We start from the raw sequence: 16,562 nt of genomic DNA on the forward strand, positions 1-16,562 counted from the left end.
CCTCATATATTCATGCTTACACATATGAAAAGGTGGTTTTTATATCAAATCATAATATTTCTTTGTGAAACTATTTTTTACGAATGCACTTTCGATTCCCAATGTTTATGTCAAAATATATTGTTGGTGAATAGTTTCGGTTTTTGATTATTTTTTTAATTGTATTTTGCATTTAGGCTGTCTCTCGTTTTTATAATTAACTTGAATAACCCAATTCTTTTCTTGGGTTATTTTAAAGGAATAAATTAAGATGCAGTTAATTTCATCTTCGTTCTGTGGAGTAATTTTATGTGCAAAATACAAGCGTATCAATTATTCCTTTTGTTCCTGTTCTCCCCAATGATTGCATATTCCTGCGGAAGTAATGAATATGAACAATGCTGGAGTGTAGATTTAGGTCCGATCGGGACAGCAAAAGATTGTAAGTGCCTCCCAAAAATAGGGGGGGGGGGCAAACCGGTGAAACCGTTAAAAAGACGGTTAACCCTGTATTTGAAGAGGTACGTAAGTCACCTCAGGCAGTTCAGGAGTGTTTAGGTCAAGTAGATAAATGTATGATGCAAGTAATTTCACAACCACTTGCTACAACTATACAAATATACATTGACGGTTTGTATAAACAATCAGAAGGTGGAGTTAGATCTTTTTCCCCTGAGTTTATTGCATTGGCACAACCATATTACAATGTTGATCTTAGAAGCATTACGTATGCTGACGATATTAATACTGGGGTGGGAATGAATGTTTCTTATTGTGATCGCATTTTTTTACTGGGCACGGAAGTGTATGGAAAGATCAGTCAGAATTGCATCTTGTTCTTCATGAACTTGAACATATAGTTCAATGTCAAGGAAGAGGGAAATCAACCTATCTTGCTGAATTTGTTCTAAAGGCTGGCATGGATGTTATTAAAACAGGTCGTTTTAATGTTCACGATGTTCATGATTACGAAGTTGCTGCAGATGCAAAAGCTAATCAGTTGACTGGATTACTTTGGGGAAAAATACAAAATAGAACGATAGCAATTCCTGATGGTAATGCACAATCGGGTGCAACACCAGCCCCGGCTATGCTTGATGAGCCAATGTTATCAACTCCTTCCCAAGTCATTTCTAATTGTCAGACATTTTTGGGGTCTTGTCCGATGCCACCAATAATTGCACCAGTTGGAACGAGATGTTATTGCAATACCTCTAATGGTCCGATCACAGGTACCGCGTACTAGATGCGAATATTTCGCATCAGCAGATTGAAATTTTAATCCGCTGATGTACATATATAACGTCCAGCAACGTAAATTATACGAAACGGACGAATGCGCATTAAAGCAGCACACTTTCAACGTGCCTGATGATCCGTACCAAAAATGGCAAAAACAAAGGCAACAATTCAGAAGCTAGAGACCTTCCAGTGATAGTCAGAAGCGACTTCACTGGCAATTTTTATTCTCTCTTCTGGCGACTGTTGTAGTGATAACGCAATTTTTTCTATGAAGGCTCCCATCGTTTCTTTAGATCGCTCAGCGAAATCAGGATTTACGGCTTGGTCGTCATATCTGAGTACGTATGACCTCGCCGCTACCCCGATTAAAAAATAGATAACTGCATTTTCCTTGTCTTTCATCATCAGATTGAAAGTATATGTATATAACTCCCTGAAAGCATCGGTACCCGTTCCCGCACTATCAAAGCGGTCTTTTATTTCATCAAACGTCATAACTCCTCCAATTCCACAATTTCAATCTTACCTGCATACCTATTTACTGCTGCCTGAAAAAGATACATTGAGCGTTTTTCATCAGGTGTCCTTTAACAATCTCTTGAGTAAATCAGCGCCTTCCCGTCCCTTATACGCTTTTCTCCACAATCTGATCATGAGGTCTTCATGCTTCTTTACCGCTTCTGGCGCGTATGTCACTGTTCCAATGCCGTTTGATACATTCGGCATTTCTCCCAGCCTGAACGGGCTAGTTACGAGTACGCTGTGGGAAGGGCCAGACAATACCTGAAACGTTGAGGACGGCATTGCCTCATCAATAATGCCAATCTGAATATCAAGCGGCTCACTATACATAAGTTCTGCCAGCTTTATCACTTCGTGGCGTGCCGCTTTAACTCGCTGTAAAGAGACACTTTGAGGTAAATCTAGTCGCCCTACCATACCTGTGTGGATGAAACGTTCCAATTCTCTCAGTCCGACCAGGCTAATGATATGCGGCTTACGTTGTTCAAAATAGGCACGGCGCTCAATGAGGATATTGATGATGGAATCAATATTCCTCTGCTCGATTTCTTCACTACCTTCCGTGGTCTTACTCTCTCTTAGCATGTCCCTTAGCACTTCAAGGTAACTGTCCGAAGTAAGCAGCAACGATACGGGCTCAAAGTGAGCCAAAATCCGGTCACTCACACTTTCGAGTTGACGCATTCTTTCAAACAACCCAAGCGCGGTTGGGTAGTATTCCGACTCCACGCCAAGAAGTGAGGCCAGTGATGTTCCAAGAACGTGAGCCAGGCGATCCAGCGTCTCAATTTTAACAATATCACCCCGCTCTATACGGTAGATTACCGCCCGAGATACCCCCAGTTGTTCCGCAATATCCTCTGCCTGTAGAGAAGCACCAATCCGGTACGCTTTGAGGCGATCACCTATTGCGGCATAATCAATCGATGAATTCCAGTTATCAGTCATTTTGTCTTAATTCAGGTCAGTAGTATCAAAAAAGAGAATACAGACCCTTTCAGGAATAACAACTACCTGCCCCATAAACAATCATCAGACACGCCAGAATCATCAAAAAAATAACCCTCAGCGGCCAACGCCATAGGATGTGACATTGGTTTCCCAAACTTGTATATCTTACCTATTGACCATCAGGCGCCAGTTTAAGGTGATGTCTCCGGGAAATGGATCTATCCGAACATTCTTTGCTACGACTATTGGTTCGGGCAAAATAAAGGCTGCTCGCTCTAATGTTACAGTACCCGCGTTAAAAGGCAGCGCGTAAAAAATCGCACCATTTTCACTTACGAACGCTTCCAGATGCTCCAAGGCACCTGCTGTTTCAAAAACTGTGGCGTAACATTCGAGTGCGGATGGTGCATTGAATATTCCGGCACAACCGCACTCTGCCAGTTTGGCGGCGCGGGGATGGGGAGCGGAATCCGTTCCCGCAAAGAATCGACGGTCGCCAGACGTAGCGGCCGCAATCAAAGCCTGACGGTGACGTTCCCTCTTCAGTACAGGCAGACAGTAATAATTGGGTCTGATTCCTCCGTTGAAGATCGCGTTGCGATTGAAAAGCAGGTGCTGAGGGGTGATGGTTGCACCTGTCAAACCATCTTCCTGCTCCTGTATGTATCTGACTGCATCCTGAGTGGTGATGTGTTCAAGCACAATTTTCAATTGTGGATAATCGTGCCTCAGTTCAGTCACTGTCTCTTCAATAAAAACCATTTCCCGGTCAAAAATGTCAACGTCCGGTCGGGTACTCTCGCCGTGAATGAGAAGGGGGACCCCCAACTCCTGAAGCACTTCAAGGCAGCATCGGATCTTGCCGACTGACGTGACGCCATATTCTGAATGTGTAGTTGCTCCTGCGGGATACCATTTCACGGCGGTTAGGATACCGTTTTTATGCCCTATGCGTAGTTCTTCTGGCGATGTGTCATCACAGAGATAAAGTGTCATCAGAGCAGTGAAATCATGGGCAACCGGTACCGCGGCGTTAATTCTCTCGCGGTAGGCTTCCATTGCAGCCACCGTTGTCACAGGCAGGCGGAGGTTAGGCATAATGATCGCTCGCGCAAACTGCCTTGTAGTAAAAGGCAGTACGGCCCTGAGCATTTCACCATCCCTTAAATGGAGATGAAAATCGTCAGGTCGGCGCAGAACCAATGTTTTTTTTTCCCATTCTAATTCGATAGTTTCTTTCATTTCCATTCCTCAAGCGTCTGCTTAATGACCCTGACTCCTTGCAAAAAATCGTTTATCTCCATAGCTTCATGGGGATTGTGAGAACCGTTCTGATTACGGACAAACAGCATGCCACTCGGGATCCCTTGGCTGGCAAAATTAGCTGAGTCATGACCCGCACCGCTTGCTAATTCCAGGTGCTCAACAGAAAGAGCCTTACAGCCTCGTTTGATGGCAGCAAACACCGGACCTTGCAATGTTGCTGGATCCGTGAAAACTGGACTGTCAAACATGAATTTCACGCCTCGCGTCTGACTCACCGCTTTAGCCTCAGTCAAGATGTCCTCGGAGAATGCTTTCAAGATGTCGGCATTAAGACTGCGCGCTTCAAGGCTGAAGCTGACATGCCCCGAAATTCTGGACACGGCATGCTCTTCTGCGTCTGTCTGAAATATCCCGGTGGTGACCACAAGGTCTTCACCATCTGACAAGCGTGACTGCCAGCGAGCATCCAGGCGCATGATTAAGTCGGACACGCCGCAAACTGCGTCATGACGGAGATCTCGTGGAACTGCCCCTGAATGCTGGGCATCACCAATGCAATGGATGTGGTTATAGCGAACATTCCCCCGAATACCACTGACAACGGCAAGAGGCAGCGCTTTTTCAACCAGCACCGGGCCCTGCTCAATATGCAATTCCAGCCAAGCGAGAATATTCTTTTTTTCGACCAGCGCCTGCTGGCTGCGGATAGCACGGATATCAGCCCCCAGCTTTTCAAGGCACCGGCCAAGCGTTTCGCCGGTAACGCGATGCTTACGTTGTTCCAGATCTTCAGCCGTCAGGAGGCCAAACATCGCACTGGATCCCATATAAGCCCTGCCAAACCAGGCACTTTCTTCCCCCCGGAAGGCTACGACTTTTACCGGTACGGGGAGCTGGCGATTCTCCCGCTGGCTGGAGATAAGAATAATCAGTCCGGCGATAACTCCCGCGAGGCCGTCGAAATTCCCCCCCTGAGGAACAGAATCAATGTGAGAACCGATCCAGACTGCCGGAGTATCCTCATCGACTCCCTCCTGACTAAAAATAAGGTTTGCCGCACGGTCGGAGTGGACTATCAGCCCTTCATTTTTGGCGAACCTGCTCAGGTATTCACCGGTGGCTGTCTCACCCGGCCCGAAACTATCCCGACTGACGCCAACACCATCGAAGCTCAGTTGGTAAATATCAGAAAATAAATTCTCTGCTAACTGCCGGTAATCAGAAATAGACATTTTAGCTAATTAACCTTTCATTGGCGCGTTGTAGGCTCGCTGAGCGAACTTATACCAGCGGGAAGCTAGCTGCTCATCAATATCGACTTGGCCAATTATGTCCCGTACTTGGCTGATGCTGTATTTCGTACAATAATCATCAATACCATTTATGATTTTCTGCATGACACCAGGATCCATAAAAGATGCGGTGCCTACCTGAACAGCCGTAGCGCCAGCCAGCATGAACTCAATAGCATCATCTGCGCTAGAGATACCACCACAGCCAATGACCGGAACTTTCAGCGCGCGGTAACACTGATGAACCATGCGTAGTGCGATAGGCTTGATAGCCGGTCCCGATAACCCCCCCATGACATTCCCAAGTCGGGGTTTGCGCGTATGGATGTCAATTGACATGGCAAGAACGGTATTCCCCATGACAATCGCGTCGGCACCCGCCGCTTCCGCGGCCAATGCAATTTCCACCACATTACCCGCGTTAGGAGTCAGCTTCGCCCAAAGCGGAAAATCGCTTTTCCGCCGGATCGCGCTAATGACGTCAAACGTCGTGTCGGGAGACATTGCAAAGGCCATCCCGTCCGCTTCGAGGTTCGGACAAGAAATGTTCACTTCAATTGCAGAAACTGGCGGTAACGCCATCTCAGCGACTGCGCTGGAAAATGATTCAGATGTATCAGCGGAAATCGATACGATCAGCGGTGTGGAAAACGCAGAATAGGCCGGAATGACTTTTGTCCGGTAATATTCAAGTCCCTGACTCGGAATGCCGATGGCATTCATCATTCCGCCACGTGTCTCACACACCCGAGGAACAGGATTGCCCGGCCGCTTTACCGGGGAAACGCTCTTCAGTACCAGTGCGCCGAGCTGATTAAAATCAAGAGATTCACTGTACTCGATAGCAAAACAACCAGAAGCCGGCATCACCGGATTTTTAAGTTTGAGTGCCCCGAGGCTCACATTAAGTTCAGGCAAATTCCACCTCCCCAACGACTGAACGAATGGGAAACACCGGCCCTTCACGACAGACACGCAAAAATTCAACCTGACCGTTCTGCTGGATAGGCCTCACACAAGAGAGGCAGACCCCCATTCCACAGGCCATACGCTGTTCAAGCGCCACTTCACCTTCGGTATAAGGAAAGTCGGAAAGGATGGACTGAAGCAACTGGAGTATGCGATGTGAGCCGCATGTATAAATCATATCGTGGTGATTCTTTGCAAGAATTTCACGCAGCAGCTTATCCAGCGAACTCACCTCTGAGGTGCCATCGCTGTCATAGAGGCAGTGAACGTCAGCGTCTATGCCGCGCAAAAATGCATCCCGCATAAGGTCTTCGGGGGTTCTGGCAGACATAATAACCGTGAGCGCTATACCGGCACGGGCAACTTTCTGCACCAGTGGGGCCATCGTGGCAAGACCCACACCACGGGCAACCACCATGACCCGGCGAAATTTAGGCATGAGCGTAAAGGTATTACCAAGCGGCCCGACAATTTCCATCTCATTTCCTGTTGGCAGCTCGGCAAGCGCCTGCGTGCCAGCTCCCGAGACATTGTACAGAAACTCGATTGTCCCTGGCTCAGGCCCGGTGCCGTATACGCTCATTGGTCTGAGTAAGAAAGGATGTAATACATTCACGTCCGGACATTTTAGCATGTAAAACTGCCCTGGACGGGTGGTTCCGTTGAGATCTACCCCCGCCGTCAGGCGCAGATATTTATAGCGTTTGTTAACCCAACTATGCTCAGTAACCAAGCAGCGGTGTGACGCTACCTGACCAGCATTACGTTTAAAACAGCCTGTGTCACCCATGTTGGAATACCCATCAGCGTGGTGAAGTAAGAAACTACATTGATTATCATATATGACACTAATCTCAAAAAAGATACAGTGATTTTTTTAAAATAATTATAGATTGGCATGTTTTTTATCATTAAATGGTCACTCGCCATAAACATTAAATATCTGATTTTAAAGTATTTTAATAATATTTAATCTAAATCCTTTATTACAAACCTCACCGATTTAATATCTCACACCTAAGTTCTGGCACTTAAATTGCTACGTATCAGTATCAAAAATGATATTAGTGTCATAATTCAATACTTGTGCACCATAATAAAGCAATTCATTATTTTGTTTGCACCAAAAAAGATCGTTAGGAGAAAGATTATGGATTCAATGAACAATGTCCGTTCCACAGAATGTGGTGGAAGTAACCCCGCAGAAAAAATAGACAGCTACAGCTGGAAAGTCCTGATCGGGTCAGCTGTAGGTTATGCAATGGATGGTTTTGACCTTCTTATACTGGGGTTCATGCTGCACGCAATATCAGCTGACCTTAACCTAACCACCACACAGTCAGGGTCGCTAGTCACATGGACGCTAATTGGAGCCGTTGCGGGAGGCATTATTTTCGGTGCCCTAAGCGATCGCTTTGGGCGTGTACGTGTACTGACCTGGACGATAGTGTTGTTTGCTGTCTTTACCGGTCTGTGCGCTTTCGCCACTGGTTACTGGGACCTACTTATTTACCGAACCATTGCCGGAGTCGGTCTTGGTGGTGAGTTCGGCATCGGTATGGCACTGGCTGCAGAAGCATGGCCGGCGCGTCACCGCTCGCGCGTTTCGTCATATGTGGCATTAGGCTGGCAGGCCGGTGTACTCCTTGCTGCCGTTCTTACGCCAATGCTGCTTCCGGTAATCGGTTGGCGTGGAATGTTCATTGTGGGTGTTATTCCGGCATTCATTGCCTGGTTTATCCGTCACCGCCTGCATGAGCCAGATGTATTTGTGAACCAGAACGCCGTTCACAAACCTTCAATTCTTGAGTCGTTCCGTTTACTAGTAAAAGACAAGGCAACGGCCAAAATCAGCGCAGGCATCGCGGTACTAACCTCAGTACAGAATTTAGGTTATTACGGGATCATGATTTGGATGCCAAGCTATCTTGCAAAACAGCTGGGATTCGGCCTGACAAAATCGGCAATGTGGACTACTGTCACTATTCTCGGAATGATGGCAGGGATTTGGGTATTCGGCCAGCTTGCCGACCGTATTGGAAGAAAACCTGCATTTATTTTTTTCCAGACAGGTGCAGCTGTATCTATCGTTTTTTATTCACAGCTCACCGATCCCGTCACAATGTTATGGGCAGGCGCCCTGCTGGGTATGTTTGTCAACGGCATGCTTGGCGGATATGGTGCACTGATTTCTGAAGCATATCCCACCGCAGCCCGTGCGACCGCACAAAACGTATTATTTAATATTGGTCGTGGAGTTGGTGGATTTGGTCCCATTCTGATCGGAACAATAGCCACAATGTATTCTTTCCATCTGGCTATTGCTCTACTGGCATCTATTTACATTATCGATATTATTGCGACGATATTTCTTATACCCGAACTCAAAGATAAGGAGTTAGATTAGACTATAAAATGAATGATTTATCTTAGTTGCTAAGAGGATAATTACCACCCCGCAGAACTAAATTCTATCTTACGGGGTGGAAATAAAGAGCAGTATTTTAAATTTAGTTCTGATAACAATTGGAGCTGAGGGTTTTTACTGTTTTTATTCAGTCCGTGATGGTTATTTCTCCACAAGAGAAATGAAAACATTATCTTTTTCATGAAAAAATATTTTCTTCAGGAATCAGGTGGCATTAATGCGCAATAAAATTTTATCCGCTGCAGTACTACTTCCTTTATATGGTCAGGGAGCTCTTGCAGCTTCTGTCTATAGTGATACCAATAATATGTGCTCATCACCAGACAGCACCAGCCTGTATAAGGCGATTGGTTGTGGCAGCGTACACGGAAGCGTGCGCTTGTTCTCCTATTCAACCCACAATGCATATTTCACTCGCGGGCTCAATCAGGACACAACTGCATTAGGTGGTTATGTCACTTATAAAACGGCACCTTTCTATGGTTTTCAGGCCGCCGTGGGGCTAGAAGGTCAGACCAACCTTTTAAAAGGCACTGACACTGTGCCTGAATTGGCTCATGACAGTGGAGGATTTAGCGAGGGTTATCTAGCATGGAACAAAGGAATTTTTTCAGTCACTGCCGGAAATCAACACCTCAATCTACCTTTTCTTGGAGACTATTCAAAAGCCCGTGTACTGCCTTATCTTTATCGTGCGGTTGATGTCAAATACGGAAATGAAACTGATTTCATACGTGCAACACGTGTCTTCAGCTATAAAAGTTATGCCGACTCTACATTTACCAAACAATCACGTCTGGCGCAGGACAAGACCTTCAACGGGGAAACTAAAGGTCTCATTGCTTTAGGAGCCGGTAAAAAATTTGATATTGGCCAGCGATATATAACCACTCAACTATGGGACGAGAAATACTACGGCATCCTCAACCTTGCCTGGGTTGAAGCACATTACATTGCCCCCGACTTATTCTGGAAACCAGATGTAGGTATCCAAGGCTTTTACGGGAGAAATACCGGTGATAGCGTGCTAGGAAAAATTGAGAACCGAACGCTGGGTATACAACTGGTTTTTCACCCAACTAGCGCTCTCAGCTGGCAGATTGGATATGACAAAATATTTTCTGATGCCGATTCATATAAGAATGGCGCTTTGGTGACTCCTTATGCTTATAAAACCTCCTCCGATCCCTATTTTGCAAAACCCTATTTCACCAGCACTCCTATGATCGGTGCCGGGAATGCCTTTTCTACGCAGCTTACCTGGAATTACTCCCAGAACTGGACAGCCGGAACCCGTTATTCGTTTTTGGATCTGAAACCAAGTGCAACTTCGAAAAGTATCAATCAGTCAGAATATCTGATATTTGCAAGTTACAAATTTGATAACTCGCTTAAAGGGCTGAGTATTTCAGATTATTTCGGTTTTCAGACCTCACCGCTGTATAACCGGGAGTTTATTCAGAACCGTTTACAGCTGGCTTATGATTTTTGATCTCTTGCTTCTGAGCCTTCTGTAAGCATAAGAAGTCTGCTTAACAAAATCTGCCATTTATAAAAAATGTGTTTAGAGTGCCTCTACATTCTTAGATAAGTCGCTCCCGAATAGCGGGGTTTAAACGCCGCCTAGGAACGCAGCCGAAATTCCCAGGCGGTGAGCATCAATGTAAAATGAAAAAACTAGTGGCTCAATTCGACATCTCTTGGTTAGTAACCTGGCGGTTATGCACGTCCTTCGTGAGTGGAATCATCCTCAATTGGATTGGTCACAAGATGACTCGAAAGAAATGTGAATGCCTAGGCTATCTGGTCCCGGGACCGGTAAGGGCTGAACAACTCAGATGCGCTTTGCAGTGTATTCTGGCCCGTTATGCAGTAATGACATCGGTCAAATATATCACTAGGATGCCTTAAGTACGACGCTAGGTGGTGCTGACCGCATTTGTTAAAGCGCAGGAAATATCTGCGCTGGACTAAGCAGTAGATGTGCTCGATATGATGATACTGGACATTACACGTGAGGCGAAGAAAACAGGGCAGAAAAAGCGCCTTAGGGCGCTGAAAGACCCTGACCGTGCAGCACTACTACTGGCGCGATCCTGTGCGCTTAACGTTTGGTATGTATGCCACGAAAGAATTTGAAGCAACTGATCCTATATTCGAGGAACGCCAAGGGGATGCCTTTTACATTTTCACAGATTAGAAAAGGATTAAAAGTTAAACTTCGAAACCAAATATAACCTGTTTTCAATTCAAAACATAGCGAACTATAAAAATTATACTCTGACGATTTTTACATCTGAATGATTAAGTGTTTACCTCACACCACACCCAGCCGCAGCAGCGAAGCTGCACGCTTCTTCGAGCTCACAGTGGCTTCTCTGTAGCTGATCCATAGGGGAGTGGTGGTAAGTTTTCACGTAGCAACGGGGGATGAAAAGTGATAAATCATGCAACCAAGGATTTGGGGGATATTTCAGGGGTAAATGGATACTGTATTAAACATAATAATGATTTTGCGATCTTTTTTAATTGCCTGATATATATGATATTTAGATATATTGGCAGAACTGAAATGACCGATTTGGGCTATCTGCTGATACTACCTATGTCCGCTGCTCGGGGTGATATCTTTTCACACATCTGCACAGAGTGATGACTTGATGGCCTAACGGATCGCTGTCAACACCCAGTAGATCCAGGAATCAATGGGACATCATTCACCATAATAAAAAAATACCACTGAGAGTGGTTGTGTTGATTAAGGAATTATTATGAAACAGCAGCCTCAAAGCGACAGAGGTCACAAATCTGACGCCACATACAGATAATGGAAGCAAAGATCACGATATTGACCATACTTACTCTAACTGATGACTCCCTGTTATAAAATAGTGCGTTGCACTGCCTCTGAAGCTAAAGAACCCCATTATTCAGAGGTTTTTCTTTTCTTTATTCTTGTGTTAGGTGACTTAGCATAACGCTCTATCATCTTTTAACATCCATCATTCCTCTGAGGTAGCTAAATGGCAATTACACACCCAACCGAGGCGCAAATCGATACTTATATCAAAAGTATCGATCCACTTTATGTTAAAGCTAAAGCTGTGATTATCAAAGTTGAGAATGATTTATGGTTATCCAACAATATGATTAACAATAAAAAAATTATCGAGGAATTAGTGACAATGCTGGAGTCAGAAAAAGAGCCGTACTTACTTGATACTTATCGAATGGCACTACAAATGATTCTTGATCAAACACCCGACGATGTCTACCAATGAGTGCTATGCTTTAAATGGTGTTCCAAAAGATACTCTTTCCTTTCATTGGACTGTTAGCCCCTGCTTCAGGGGCTTTTTTTATTTGGGCAGTTAGTTAATGTACCAGAGGTTAAAAAACTTGAGATTATTAACTGAAACCGCCCCGAAAGGCGGTTATTAGTTTATCGCTTAGGCGATTCATCATTAGGAAACTCGGTATCCGGATCATCATCTTCATCCGGGAACTGGCTGTCAGGGACCTCACCTTCATCAGGCAGCGGTTCAACACCATCTGGACGTTCTGACATACTGATCTCCATTATGCGTAACTGGTAATCTAAATTTTAGCGCTATCATGATTATAATTATGAGCATTATAACGAATGCGTGATTTAAGCGTAGAAAAGAGAATAAAGAACCCCCCCCCCTTTCTTTTTTATGAATATCGTCTACACAATCCGTTATTGTAATAAGATGAAATAAAAAGCCACCTTAAGGTGGCTTTTTATTATTCCTTTGAATTCCTGTCTCTTTTTGTCACTTTTTCCTTGGCGGATTCTTTATTTCCTGTCGGAAGTTTTCCTGGTGTAGAAGCGCTTCCTTCACTCCCTTTTTTACCTTCTTGATTGGTCATATAAGCCTCCATCATTACTTAGTATCAAAATCATTATAGCTAAAAAATGACTATTCAGATGTTCTCCATCAATTATGTTATGAATTATTCCAATTCTGAAGGCAGTCTCTGTCATCATTTTCGAGACCGAATCCAAGCTTATCGCTGTAGCGCATAGGTAAGAAACTACGCTGGGCATCGTTGATTCTCAAATTATTTCATAACAGCCTCAGAGGATTCCTGTAAGCTTTGAAAAGTATCCGCCAGGCCTTATCTGAGCCTTCCTCAAAAAACTGTGTGGCGATACCCTTTTCTTTCTTGTGAGTTCCGTTCCTGTGTTTATTGTATGTTTCTAGCCAAGAATAACTCAGGTAAGATCGTCTTAAGGGATAATGACGCGAACCTGATTTCTGATAACGGCTCTGTTTCTTGAAGCCTGATGTAGCAAGATGCACCCAAGGCGAGAAATATTCAGGGTATTCAGGATGATTGTGCCCATTGGGTGCTAAGGCGAAGCGTCATTATAGAAAAGAATTTCATTTGCGTCAGGCTTACTGGAAGGAGAATGGGCATAGCAAAAAATCAATTTATTCACTTGGTAACATTAGCCCTCGCGGGTCTTGCGCAGTAGTTTAGCAGCATCGTGAGTAATGGCTCTGACAGGCAAGTGACCGGATGAAGCCTTCATGCGTTCCAACTCATAGATGATATTGTCTGTGTTTACCGGAAGCCCTTTTGCTACGATCGAGATCACTGCTGTACCAATAGCGCATCCGATTAAACCTGTTCGGTCTGTTTTAGAATAGCTCATAAGGTTAGAGGCATATTTGTAACGAATATCTTGACTATAGCACGAAAGGGAAATTATAAAAATCTCATCACGATGAAAATCAAATAAATTTACTGGTGGTGTACGTCCAGGCATTTTGTTGCGCACAGCATAGATGGAAAAAGCATAGATAAGTGCTTAACTAATGATATGGGCTGAAAGTGGAGGAACTTTATGAATCTTGATGCATTAGCACGATATCTTGATCTTACAGCACAAGAGTTAAGAGAAACAGGAATTAGCCAAAATGATATTCACGAAGATCCAGGTGACAAAGTTGATTTAATTAATAATTATTATTTTAATGTCCCTGACAAAACACCACAGCATATACTGGGTAGAAAAAATTGGTCTCTTGGGGAACGGATCGACTTCCCCGGCGAAATCCTTGACTTATAGCCGAAGTTTTCTCGATGAAAATTTGATAAAGGCAGCATGGGGAATAAACGTAAGAATGATGATTCGTTTCAAACATGGTGGCCGTCGTCAGTGGCCACCTTTGATGAAATCAAACTGTGCCAGTGCCACCATCAGAACACCAGACCTGGCCAGAGGTGTAACTTGCTTCATCGGAAGCGAGCAGTACGTACAGAGGAGCGATTTCCACCGGCTGACCTGGACGACCCAGTGGAGCCTGCTCGCCAAACTGTTTCAGTTTCTCCTGCGGCTGTCCACCTGAAGGTTGTAGCGGCGTCCAGTAAGGACCCGGTGCAACAGCGTTAACACGTATTCCTTCCGGGGCCAGTTGTTTCGCCAGCGCTTTTGTGAATATGGCGATGCAGGCTTTGGTCTGTGCATAATCCAGCAGAATAGCGCTCGGTTCGTAAGCCTGCACAGATGACGTATTAATAATGCTGGCACCCTTATTCAGGTGTTTCAGCGCTGCTTTGGTTATCCAGAACATGGCATACACATTGGTTTTGAATGTCGCATCAAAATCTTCAGTAGTAAGCTCTCGGATGGATGAGCAGAACTGCTGGCGACCCGCGTTGTTCACCAGAACATCCAGCCCGCCCAGTTCATTTACGGCTTTTTCCACCAGTTGGTTGCAGAATGCTTCACTGCGGATATCCCCAGGCAGAGCAACAGCTTTACGCCCTTCTTCACGGATAAGTTTGATCACCTCTTCAGCATCTTTTTCCTCTGCGGGCAGGTAACCAATGGCAACGTCCGCCCCTTCGCGTGCAAATGCAATCGCCGCGGCACGTCCAATACCTGAATCACCGCCGGTGATCAGCGCTTTTTTGCCTTTCAGGCGACCATGCCCCTGATAGCTGGTTTCACCGTGATCCGGAACAGGGATCATATCGGAAGCCAGACCAGGAGGATTTTGCGGTTGTTCTTTAAAAGGAGGGGTTGGCAGATGTGGCTGATTATTTCCAGTGGTATGCGACATAATTACCTCTTCAATTTCAGCTTGAGCATTAATTATTTCAAATGAACAATATATTCTAGTTCATGCCTGTAAAAACGCTAACCGAAAAGGTGATAGAAGTAATGTCCTGAATTAAGTTTGCCCGAATACAGATGATTCTTAGAAGGAGTATCCGATTCAAAATACTATCTCTGAGAGTGCATCTCAGAAATAATTTATCGGCGTAAAAACATTCATAAGGCATAATTTAAGTCTGCGCGATAAACTTACATGCCCGATCGCTCTCACTATCTAACTGATTTTAAAAGAATAGCACGAAAAGATAAAAAATCATAAGCGCGCTAACAATTTTTTTTGTACAGTTTTATCTCATCACGGAGATTAAGTTACATTTGAACTGCACATTTTATAACCTCAATTTTTTTTAATAGGGTTTAATTATGCGTCAGCACAATCTGTCATCTTCACCGTCGCACGATATTACACGATATTTTTATGAATCCTCTCTGCCCTCGCAACAGGAAATGCTGGGACAGATTGTGACTGAAATCCTGCGCTCCGGGAAAAGACTCAATCGGAAGACGCTTTGTACCAAACTGGTACATCGTCTCGAAGTTTCCGGTAGTGCTGAAGAGGAAAGAAGGTATCGGGAGCTGATTGGTATGCTTCTTGGTCGTTAATTGTAGATATTTACCCTGTATTTTATATGCAACCTTACTCACCCATCAACAATGCAAGCGATTGCCATAGCAGGAAACCTTTCTATGCCTCAGGCACCTGAAGTCGAAACCAATCTCCAGGCTTTTTTTCATCAGACAGACCCTAATATTGTACTGAGCGAAACGGAATGGATCGATGCGGCAGTTTTGTCTATTGAAAGCGCGCGCCAGCACGCGACGAATAAAGATATTATTCTGTGGTTAATCGCTAAACTCGAAACCAGCCATGATGCATTGCAACAGGATGCACTACGTAACGCTTTAGAGATTGTCGTGGCAGGCACACCCGACGATCCCGAAAGTTAACCAAAAAAAAACCTTCACAGAAAGGCGGAGAGCACTGTGAAGGTTAATTACTACCAACCGGCTGATATCGGTATTTAAAGTCGTCGAATCTCTCGCACGATGATTTTTGAATGCGTTTGCTCATGCATCAGCTCACCATTAACGGAGACAAGATCATCAGGCTTCACTTTCTGCCCCTGCCAGACATTATCTTTAATAATTAAGGCAATGCTGCCTTGCTCATCACGCAGAAGATACTCATTCTTACCGTTCTGCTTAATGATATTTCCTTTCAGTGACACCCATGTCCGGTCAGGTAATTTTTTCAGCTCATTGGTCATTGTTTGATGTTGACCATCGGTAATACCCCGATAGCCATTTTTCTGCTCATGCGGTGGCGGTGGCTGTCCCTCAGAATTAAATCCACCTTTATCAGCAGAATACCCCTGAAATGATACTGTCATGAGAATAGTCAATATGGATATAAGTGATTTTCTCTGCACAAGAGCCTCCAACAGAAGAATTTATTACGAATAAATTAAGTCTAATCCTGATTGTTCGAATAGCAACCAGACAAACGATGAATGATCCCTTTCTACTTCATAGTACGGATATGCGAAGCGCGGGATTAATTTAATTATTCAACTATTTTTAATCTTGCATTTATTAATTTTACCGCTTGCATTAATGATGTTATAAGCTACATTTTAAATGTTACTTTCAAATTTATCAGGTTAATGCTATCTGTGAATTGTCATGAAGAATCACAGAAAAGACGCAGGGAATTTAAACGACTTAAGAACCCTGTTAAACGACGAAAGTCAAACAGAAG

The 16,562-nt window shown here is 44.4% G+C and carries 19 protein-coding genes and 2 pseudogenes; 10 read left to right on the plus strand and 11 right to left on the minus strand.

Going from position 1 to position 16,562, the window contains the following annotated elements:
• Positions 1-425 precede the first annotated feature (425 nt).
• Together AC6I8X_RS28880 and AC6I8X_RS28885 are read left to right on the plus strand one after the other, a co-directional pair.
• Entirely contained in the window at positions 426-839 is a 414-nt protein-coding gene (locus AC6I8X_RS28880) for a hypothetical protein (RefSeq protein ID WP_497842047.1), read from the plus strand.
• 59 nt (positions 840-898) lie between these two features.
• Positions 899-1,225: a hypothetical protein gene (locus AC6I8X_RS28885; protein WP_497842049.1), complete on the plus strand. Its 327-nt coding sequence runs from the start codon at positions 899-901 to the stop codon at positions 1,223-1,225.
• 164 nt (positions 1,226-1,389) lie between these two features.
• Here AC6I8X_RS28885 and AC6I8X_RS28890 read toward each other — a convergent pair whose 3' ends face one another.
• The 6 genes from AC6I8X_RS28890 to AC6I8X_RS28915 all read right to left on the minus strand — a co-directional run bounded on the left by AC6I8X_RS28890 (position 1,390) and on the right by AC6I8X_RS28915 (position 7,011).
• Entirely contained in the window at positions 1,390-1,716 is a 327-nt protein-coding gene (locus AC6I8X_RS28890) for a hypothetical protein (protein WP_497842051.1), read from the minus strand.
• An 81-nt stretch (positions 1,717-1,797) separates the two neighbouring features.
• Positions 1,798-2,691, minus strand: a complete 894-nt coding sequence (locus AC6I8X_RS28895; RefSeq protein ID WP_497842052.1) for a helix-turn-helix domain-containing protein — start codon at positions 2,689-2,691, stop codon at positions 1,798-1,800.
• Positions 2,692-2,859: 168 nt separating this feature from the next.
• Positions 2,860-3,936 carry a dihydroorotase gene (gene pyrC, locus AC6I8X_RS28900; RefSeq protein ID WP_497842053.1) on the minus strand — a complete coding sequence of 359 codons (1,077 nt, stop codon included), beginning with the start codon at positions 3,934-3,936 and terminating at the stop codon, positions 2,860-2,862.
• The gene (locus AC6I8X_RS28905) at positions 3,933-5,192 is read right to left on the minus strand and encodes a Zn-dependent hydrolase (protein ID WP_497842054.1); all 1,260 of its coding nucleotides are present in this window, start codon (positions 5,190-5,192) and stop codon (positions 3,933-3,935) included. The genes pyrC and AC6I8X_RS28905 overlap by 4 nt, the downstream gene beginning before the upstream one ends.
• Positions 5,193-5,201: 9 nt before the next feature.
• Entirely contained in the window at positions 5,202-6,170 is a 969-nt protein-coding gene (locus AC6I8X_RS28910; protein WP_497842055.1) for a dihydroorotate dehydrogenase, read from the minus strand.
• A complete protein-coding gene (locus tag AC6I8X_RS28915) occupies positions 6,163-7,011 on the minus strand; it encodes a dihydroorotate dehydrogenase electron transfer subunit (RefSeq protein WP_497842057.1) in 849 nt (282 codons plus the stop codon). Before AC6I8X_RS28915 ends, AC6I8X_RS28910 begins: the two co-directional genes overlap by 8 nt.
• Positions 7,012-7,380: 369 nt before the next feature.
• On the opposite strand from AC6I8X_RS28915, the gene AC6I8X_RS28920 reads away from it, so the two are divergent.
• The 5 genes and pseudogenes from AC6I8X_RS28920 to AC6I8X_RS28940 all read left to right on the plus strand — a co-directional run bounded on the left by AC6I8X_RS28920 (position 7,381) and on the right by AC6I8X_RS28940 (position 11,930).
• Positions 7,381-8,628, plus strand: coding sequence for an MFS transporter (locus AC6I8X_RS28920; protein WP_497842150.1), 1,248 nt, complete (start codon positions 7,381-7,383; stop codon positions 8,626-8,628).
• Positions 8,629-8,866: 238 nt separating this feature from the next.
• Positions 8,867-10,141, plus strand: coding sequence for a hypothetical protein (locus tag AC6I8X_RS28925; RefSeq protein WP_497842059.1), 1,275 nt, complete (start codon positions 8,867-8,869; stop codon positions 10,139-10,141).
• 365 nt (positions 10,142-10,506) lie between these two features.
• Positions 10,507-10,755: pseudogene (locus AC6I8X_RS28930) on the plus strand (hypothetical protein); the annotation flags it as partial.
• A pseudogene (locus tag AC6I8X_RS28935) lies at positions 10,751-10,883 on the plus strand (immunity protein Tsi6 family protein); the annotation flags it as partial. The pseudogenes AC6I8X_RS28930 and AC6I8X_RS28935, both read left to right, overlap by 5 nt.
• 789 nt (positions 10,884-11,672) lie before the next feature.
• Positions 11,673-11,930, plus strand: a complete 258-nt coding sequence (locus AC6I8X_RS28940) for a biofilm development regulator YmgB/AriR family protein (protein WP_313690520.1) — start codon at positions 11,673-11,675, stop codon at positions 11,928-11,930.
• 161 nt (positions 11,931-12,091) lie between these two features.
• Here the strand turns inward: AC6I8X_RS28940 and AC6I8X_RS28945 are convergent, their stop codons facing one another.
• The 3 genes from AC6I8X_RS28945 to AC6I8X_RS28955 all read right to left on the minus strand — a co-directional run bounded on the left by AC6I8X_RS28945 (position 12,092) and on the right by AC6I8X_RS28955 (position 13,447).
• Entirely contained in the window at positions 12,092-12,217 is a 126-nt protein-coding gene (locus AC6I8X_RS28945) for a hypothetical protein (RefSeq protein ID WP_313690518.1), read from the minus strand.
• Between the two features lie 200 nt (positions 12,218-12,417).
• Positions 12,418-12,543, minus strand: coding sequence for a hypothetical protein (locus tag AC6I8X_RS28950; protein ID WP_497842060.1), 126 nt, complete (start codon positions 12,541-12,543; stop codon positions 12,418-12,420).
• Between the two features lie 583 nt (positions 12,544-13,126).
• Positions 13,127-13,447, minus strand: coding sequence for a hypothetical protein (locus tag AC6I8X_RS28955; RefSeq protein WP_497842062.1), 321 nt, complete (start codon positions 13,445-13,447; stop codon positions 13,127-13,129).
• A 78-nt stretch (positions 13,448-13,525) separates the two neighbouring features.
• Here AC6I8X_RS28955 and AC6I8X_RS28960 point away from each other — a divergent pair, with 78 nt between their 5' ends.
• Entirely contained in the window at positions 13,526-13,750 is a 225-nt protein-coding gene (locus AC6I8X_RS28960) for a hypothetical protein (protein ID WP_313690514.1), read from the plus strand.
• A 109-nt stretch (positions 13,751-13,859) separates the two neighbouring features.
• On the opposite strand, the gene AC6I8X_RS28965 is transcribed toward AC6I8X_RS28960, so the two are convergent.
• Positions 13,860-14,747 (minus strand): SDR family oxidoreductase, encoded by an 888-nt coding sequence (locus AC6I8X_RS28965; RefSeq protein WP_497842064.1) that lies wholly within the window; start codon positions 14,745-14,747, stop codon positions 13,860-13,862.
• Positions 14,748-15,166: 419 nt separating this feature from the next.
• Between AC6I8X_RS28965 and ycgZ the strand changes: the two genes are divergently transcribed.
• Both ycgZ and AC6I8X_RS28975 read left to right on the plus strand, forming a co-directional pair.
• On the plus strand, positions 15,167-15,406 hold the full coding sequence (gene ycgZ, locus AC6I8X_RS28970) for a regulatory protein YcgZ (RefSeq protein ID WP_313690511.1): 240 nt from the start codon (positions 15,167-15,169) through the stop codon (positions 15,404-15,406).
• 84 nt (positions 15,407-15,490) lie between these two features.
• Complete coding sequence (locus tag AC6I8X_RS28975) at positions 15,491-15,751, plus strand: biofilm development regulator YmgB/AriR family protein (protein ID WP_313690510.1); 261 nt, start codon at positions 15,491-15,493, stop codon at positions 15,749-15,751.
• A gap of 74 nt (positions 15,752-15,825) precedes the next feature.
• Here the strand turns inward: AC6I8X_RS28975 and AC6I8X_RS28980 are convergent, their stop codons facing one another.
• Positions 15,826-16,194: a YgiW/YdeI family stress tolerance OB fold protein gene (locus AC6I8X_RS28980; RefSeq protein ID WP_313690509.1), complete on the minus strand. Its 369-nt coding sequence runs from the start codon at positions 16,192-16,194 to the stop codon at positions 15,826-15,828.
• Positions 16,195-16,562: the final 368 nt, after the last annotated feature.

Source organism: Pantoea sp. X-Soil-TKNS-1280 (genome assembly GCF_059730475.1).

What these genes read in the sequence shown, in the direction of transcription:
- AC6I8X_RS28885 (WP_497842049.1), top strand. Translation starts at nt 899, where the DNA reads ATGGATGTTATTAAAACAGGTCGTTTTAATGTTCACGATGTTCATGAT.
- AC6I8X_RS28890 (WP_497842051.1), bottom strand. Translation starts at nt 1,716, where the DNA reads ATGACGTTTGATGAAATAAAAGACCGCTTTGATAGTGCGGGAACGGGT.
- AC6I8X_RS28895 (WP_497842052.1), bottom strand. Translation starts at nt 2,691, where the DNA reads ATGACTGATAACTGGAATTCATCGATTGATTATGCCGCAATAGGTGAT.
- pyrC (WP_497842053.1), bottom strand. Translation starts at nt 3,936, where the DNA reads ATGAAAGAAACTATCGAATTAGAATGGGAAAAAAAAACATTGGTTCTG.
- AC6I8X_RS28905 (WP_497842054.1), bottom strand. Translation starts at nt 5,192, where the DNA reads ATGTCTATTTCTGATTACCGGCAGTTAGCAGAGAATTTATTTTCTGAT.
- AC6I8X_RS28915 (WP_497842057.1), bottom strand. Translation starts at nt 7,011, where the DNA reads ATGGGTGACACAGGCTGTTTTAAACGTAATGCTGGTCAGGTAGCGTCA.
- AC6I8X_RS28920 (WP_497842150.1), top strand. Translation starts at nt 7,381, where the DNA reads ATGAACAATGTCCGTTCCACAGAATGTGGTGGAAGTAACCCCGCAGAA.
- AC6I8X_RS28925 (WP_497842059.1), top strand. Translation starts at nt 8,867, where the DNA reads ATGCGCAATAAAATTTTATCCGCTGCAGTACTACTTCCTTTATATGGT.
- AC6I8X_RS28940 (WP_313690520.1), top strand. Translation starts at nt 11,673, where the DNA reads ATGGCAATTACACACCCAACCGAGGCGCAAATCGATACTTATATCAAA.
- AC6I8X_RS28945 (WP_313690518.1), bottom strand. Translation starts at nt 12,217, where the DNA reads ATGTCAGAACGTCCAGATGGTGTTGAACCGCTGCCTGATGAAGGTGAG.
- AC6I8X_RS28950 (WP_497842060.1), bottom strand. Translation starts at nt 12,543, where the DNA reads ATGACCAATCAAGAAGGTAAAAAAGGGAGTGAAGGAAGCGCTTCTACA.
- AC6I8X_RS28955 (WP_497842062.1), bottom strand. Translation starts at nt 13,447, where the DNA reads ATGCCTGGACGTACACCACCAGTAAATTTATTTGATTTTCATCGTGAT.
- AC6I8X_RS28960 (WP_313690514.1), top strand. Translation starts at nt 13,526, where the DNA reads ATGAATCTTGATGCATTAGCACGATATCTTGATCTTACAGCACAAGAG.
- AC6I8X_RS28965 (WP_497842064.1), bottom strand. Translation starts at nt 14,747, where the DNA reads ATGTCGCATACCACTGGAAATAATCAGCCACATCTGCCAACCCCTCCT.
- ycgZ (WP_313690511.1), top strand. Translation starts at nt 15,167, where the DNA reads ATGCGTCAGCACAATCTGTCATCTTCACCGTCGCACGATATTACACGA.
- AC6I8X_RS28975 (WP_313690510.1), top strand. Translation starts at nt 15,491, where the DNA reads ATGCCTCAGGCACCTGAAGTCGAAACCAATCTCCAGGCTTTTTTTCAT.
- AC6I8X_RS28980 (WP_313690509.1), bottom strand. Translation starts at nt 16,194, where the DNA reads ATGACAGTATCATTTCAGGGGTATTCTGCTGATAAAGGTGGATTTAAT.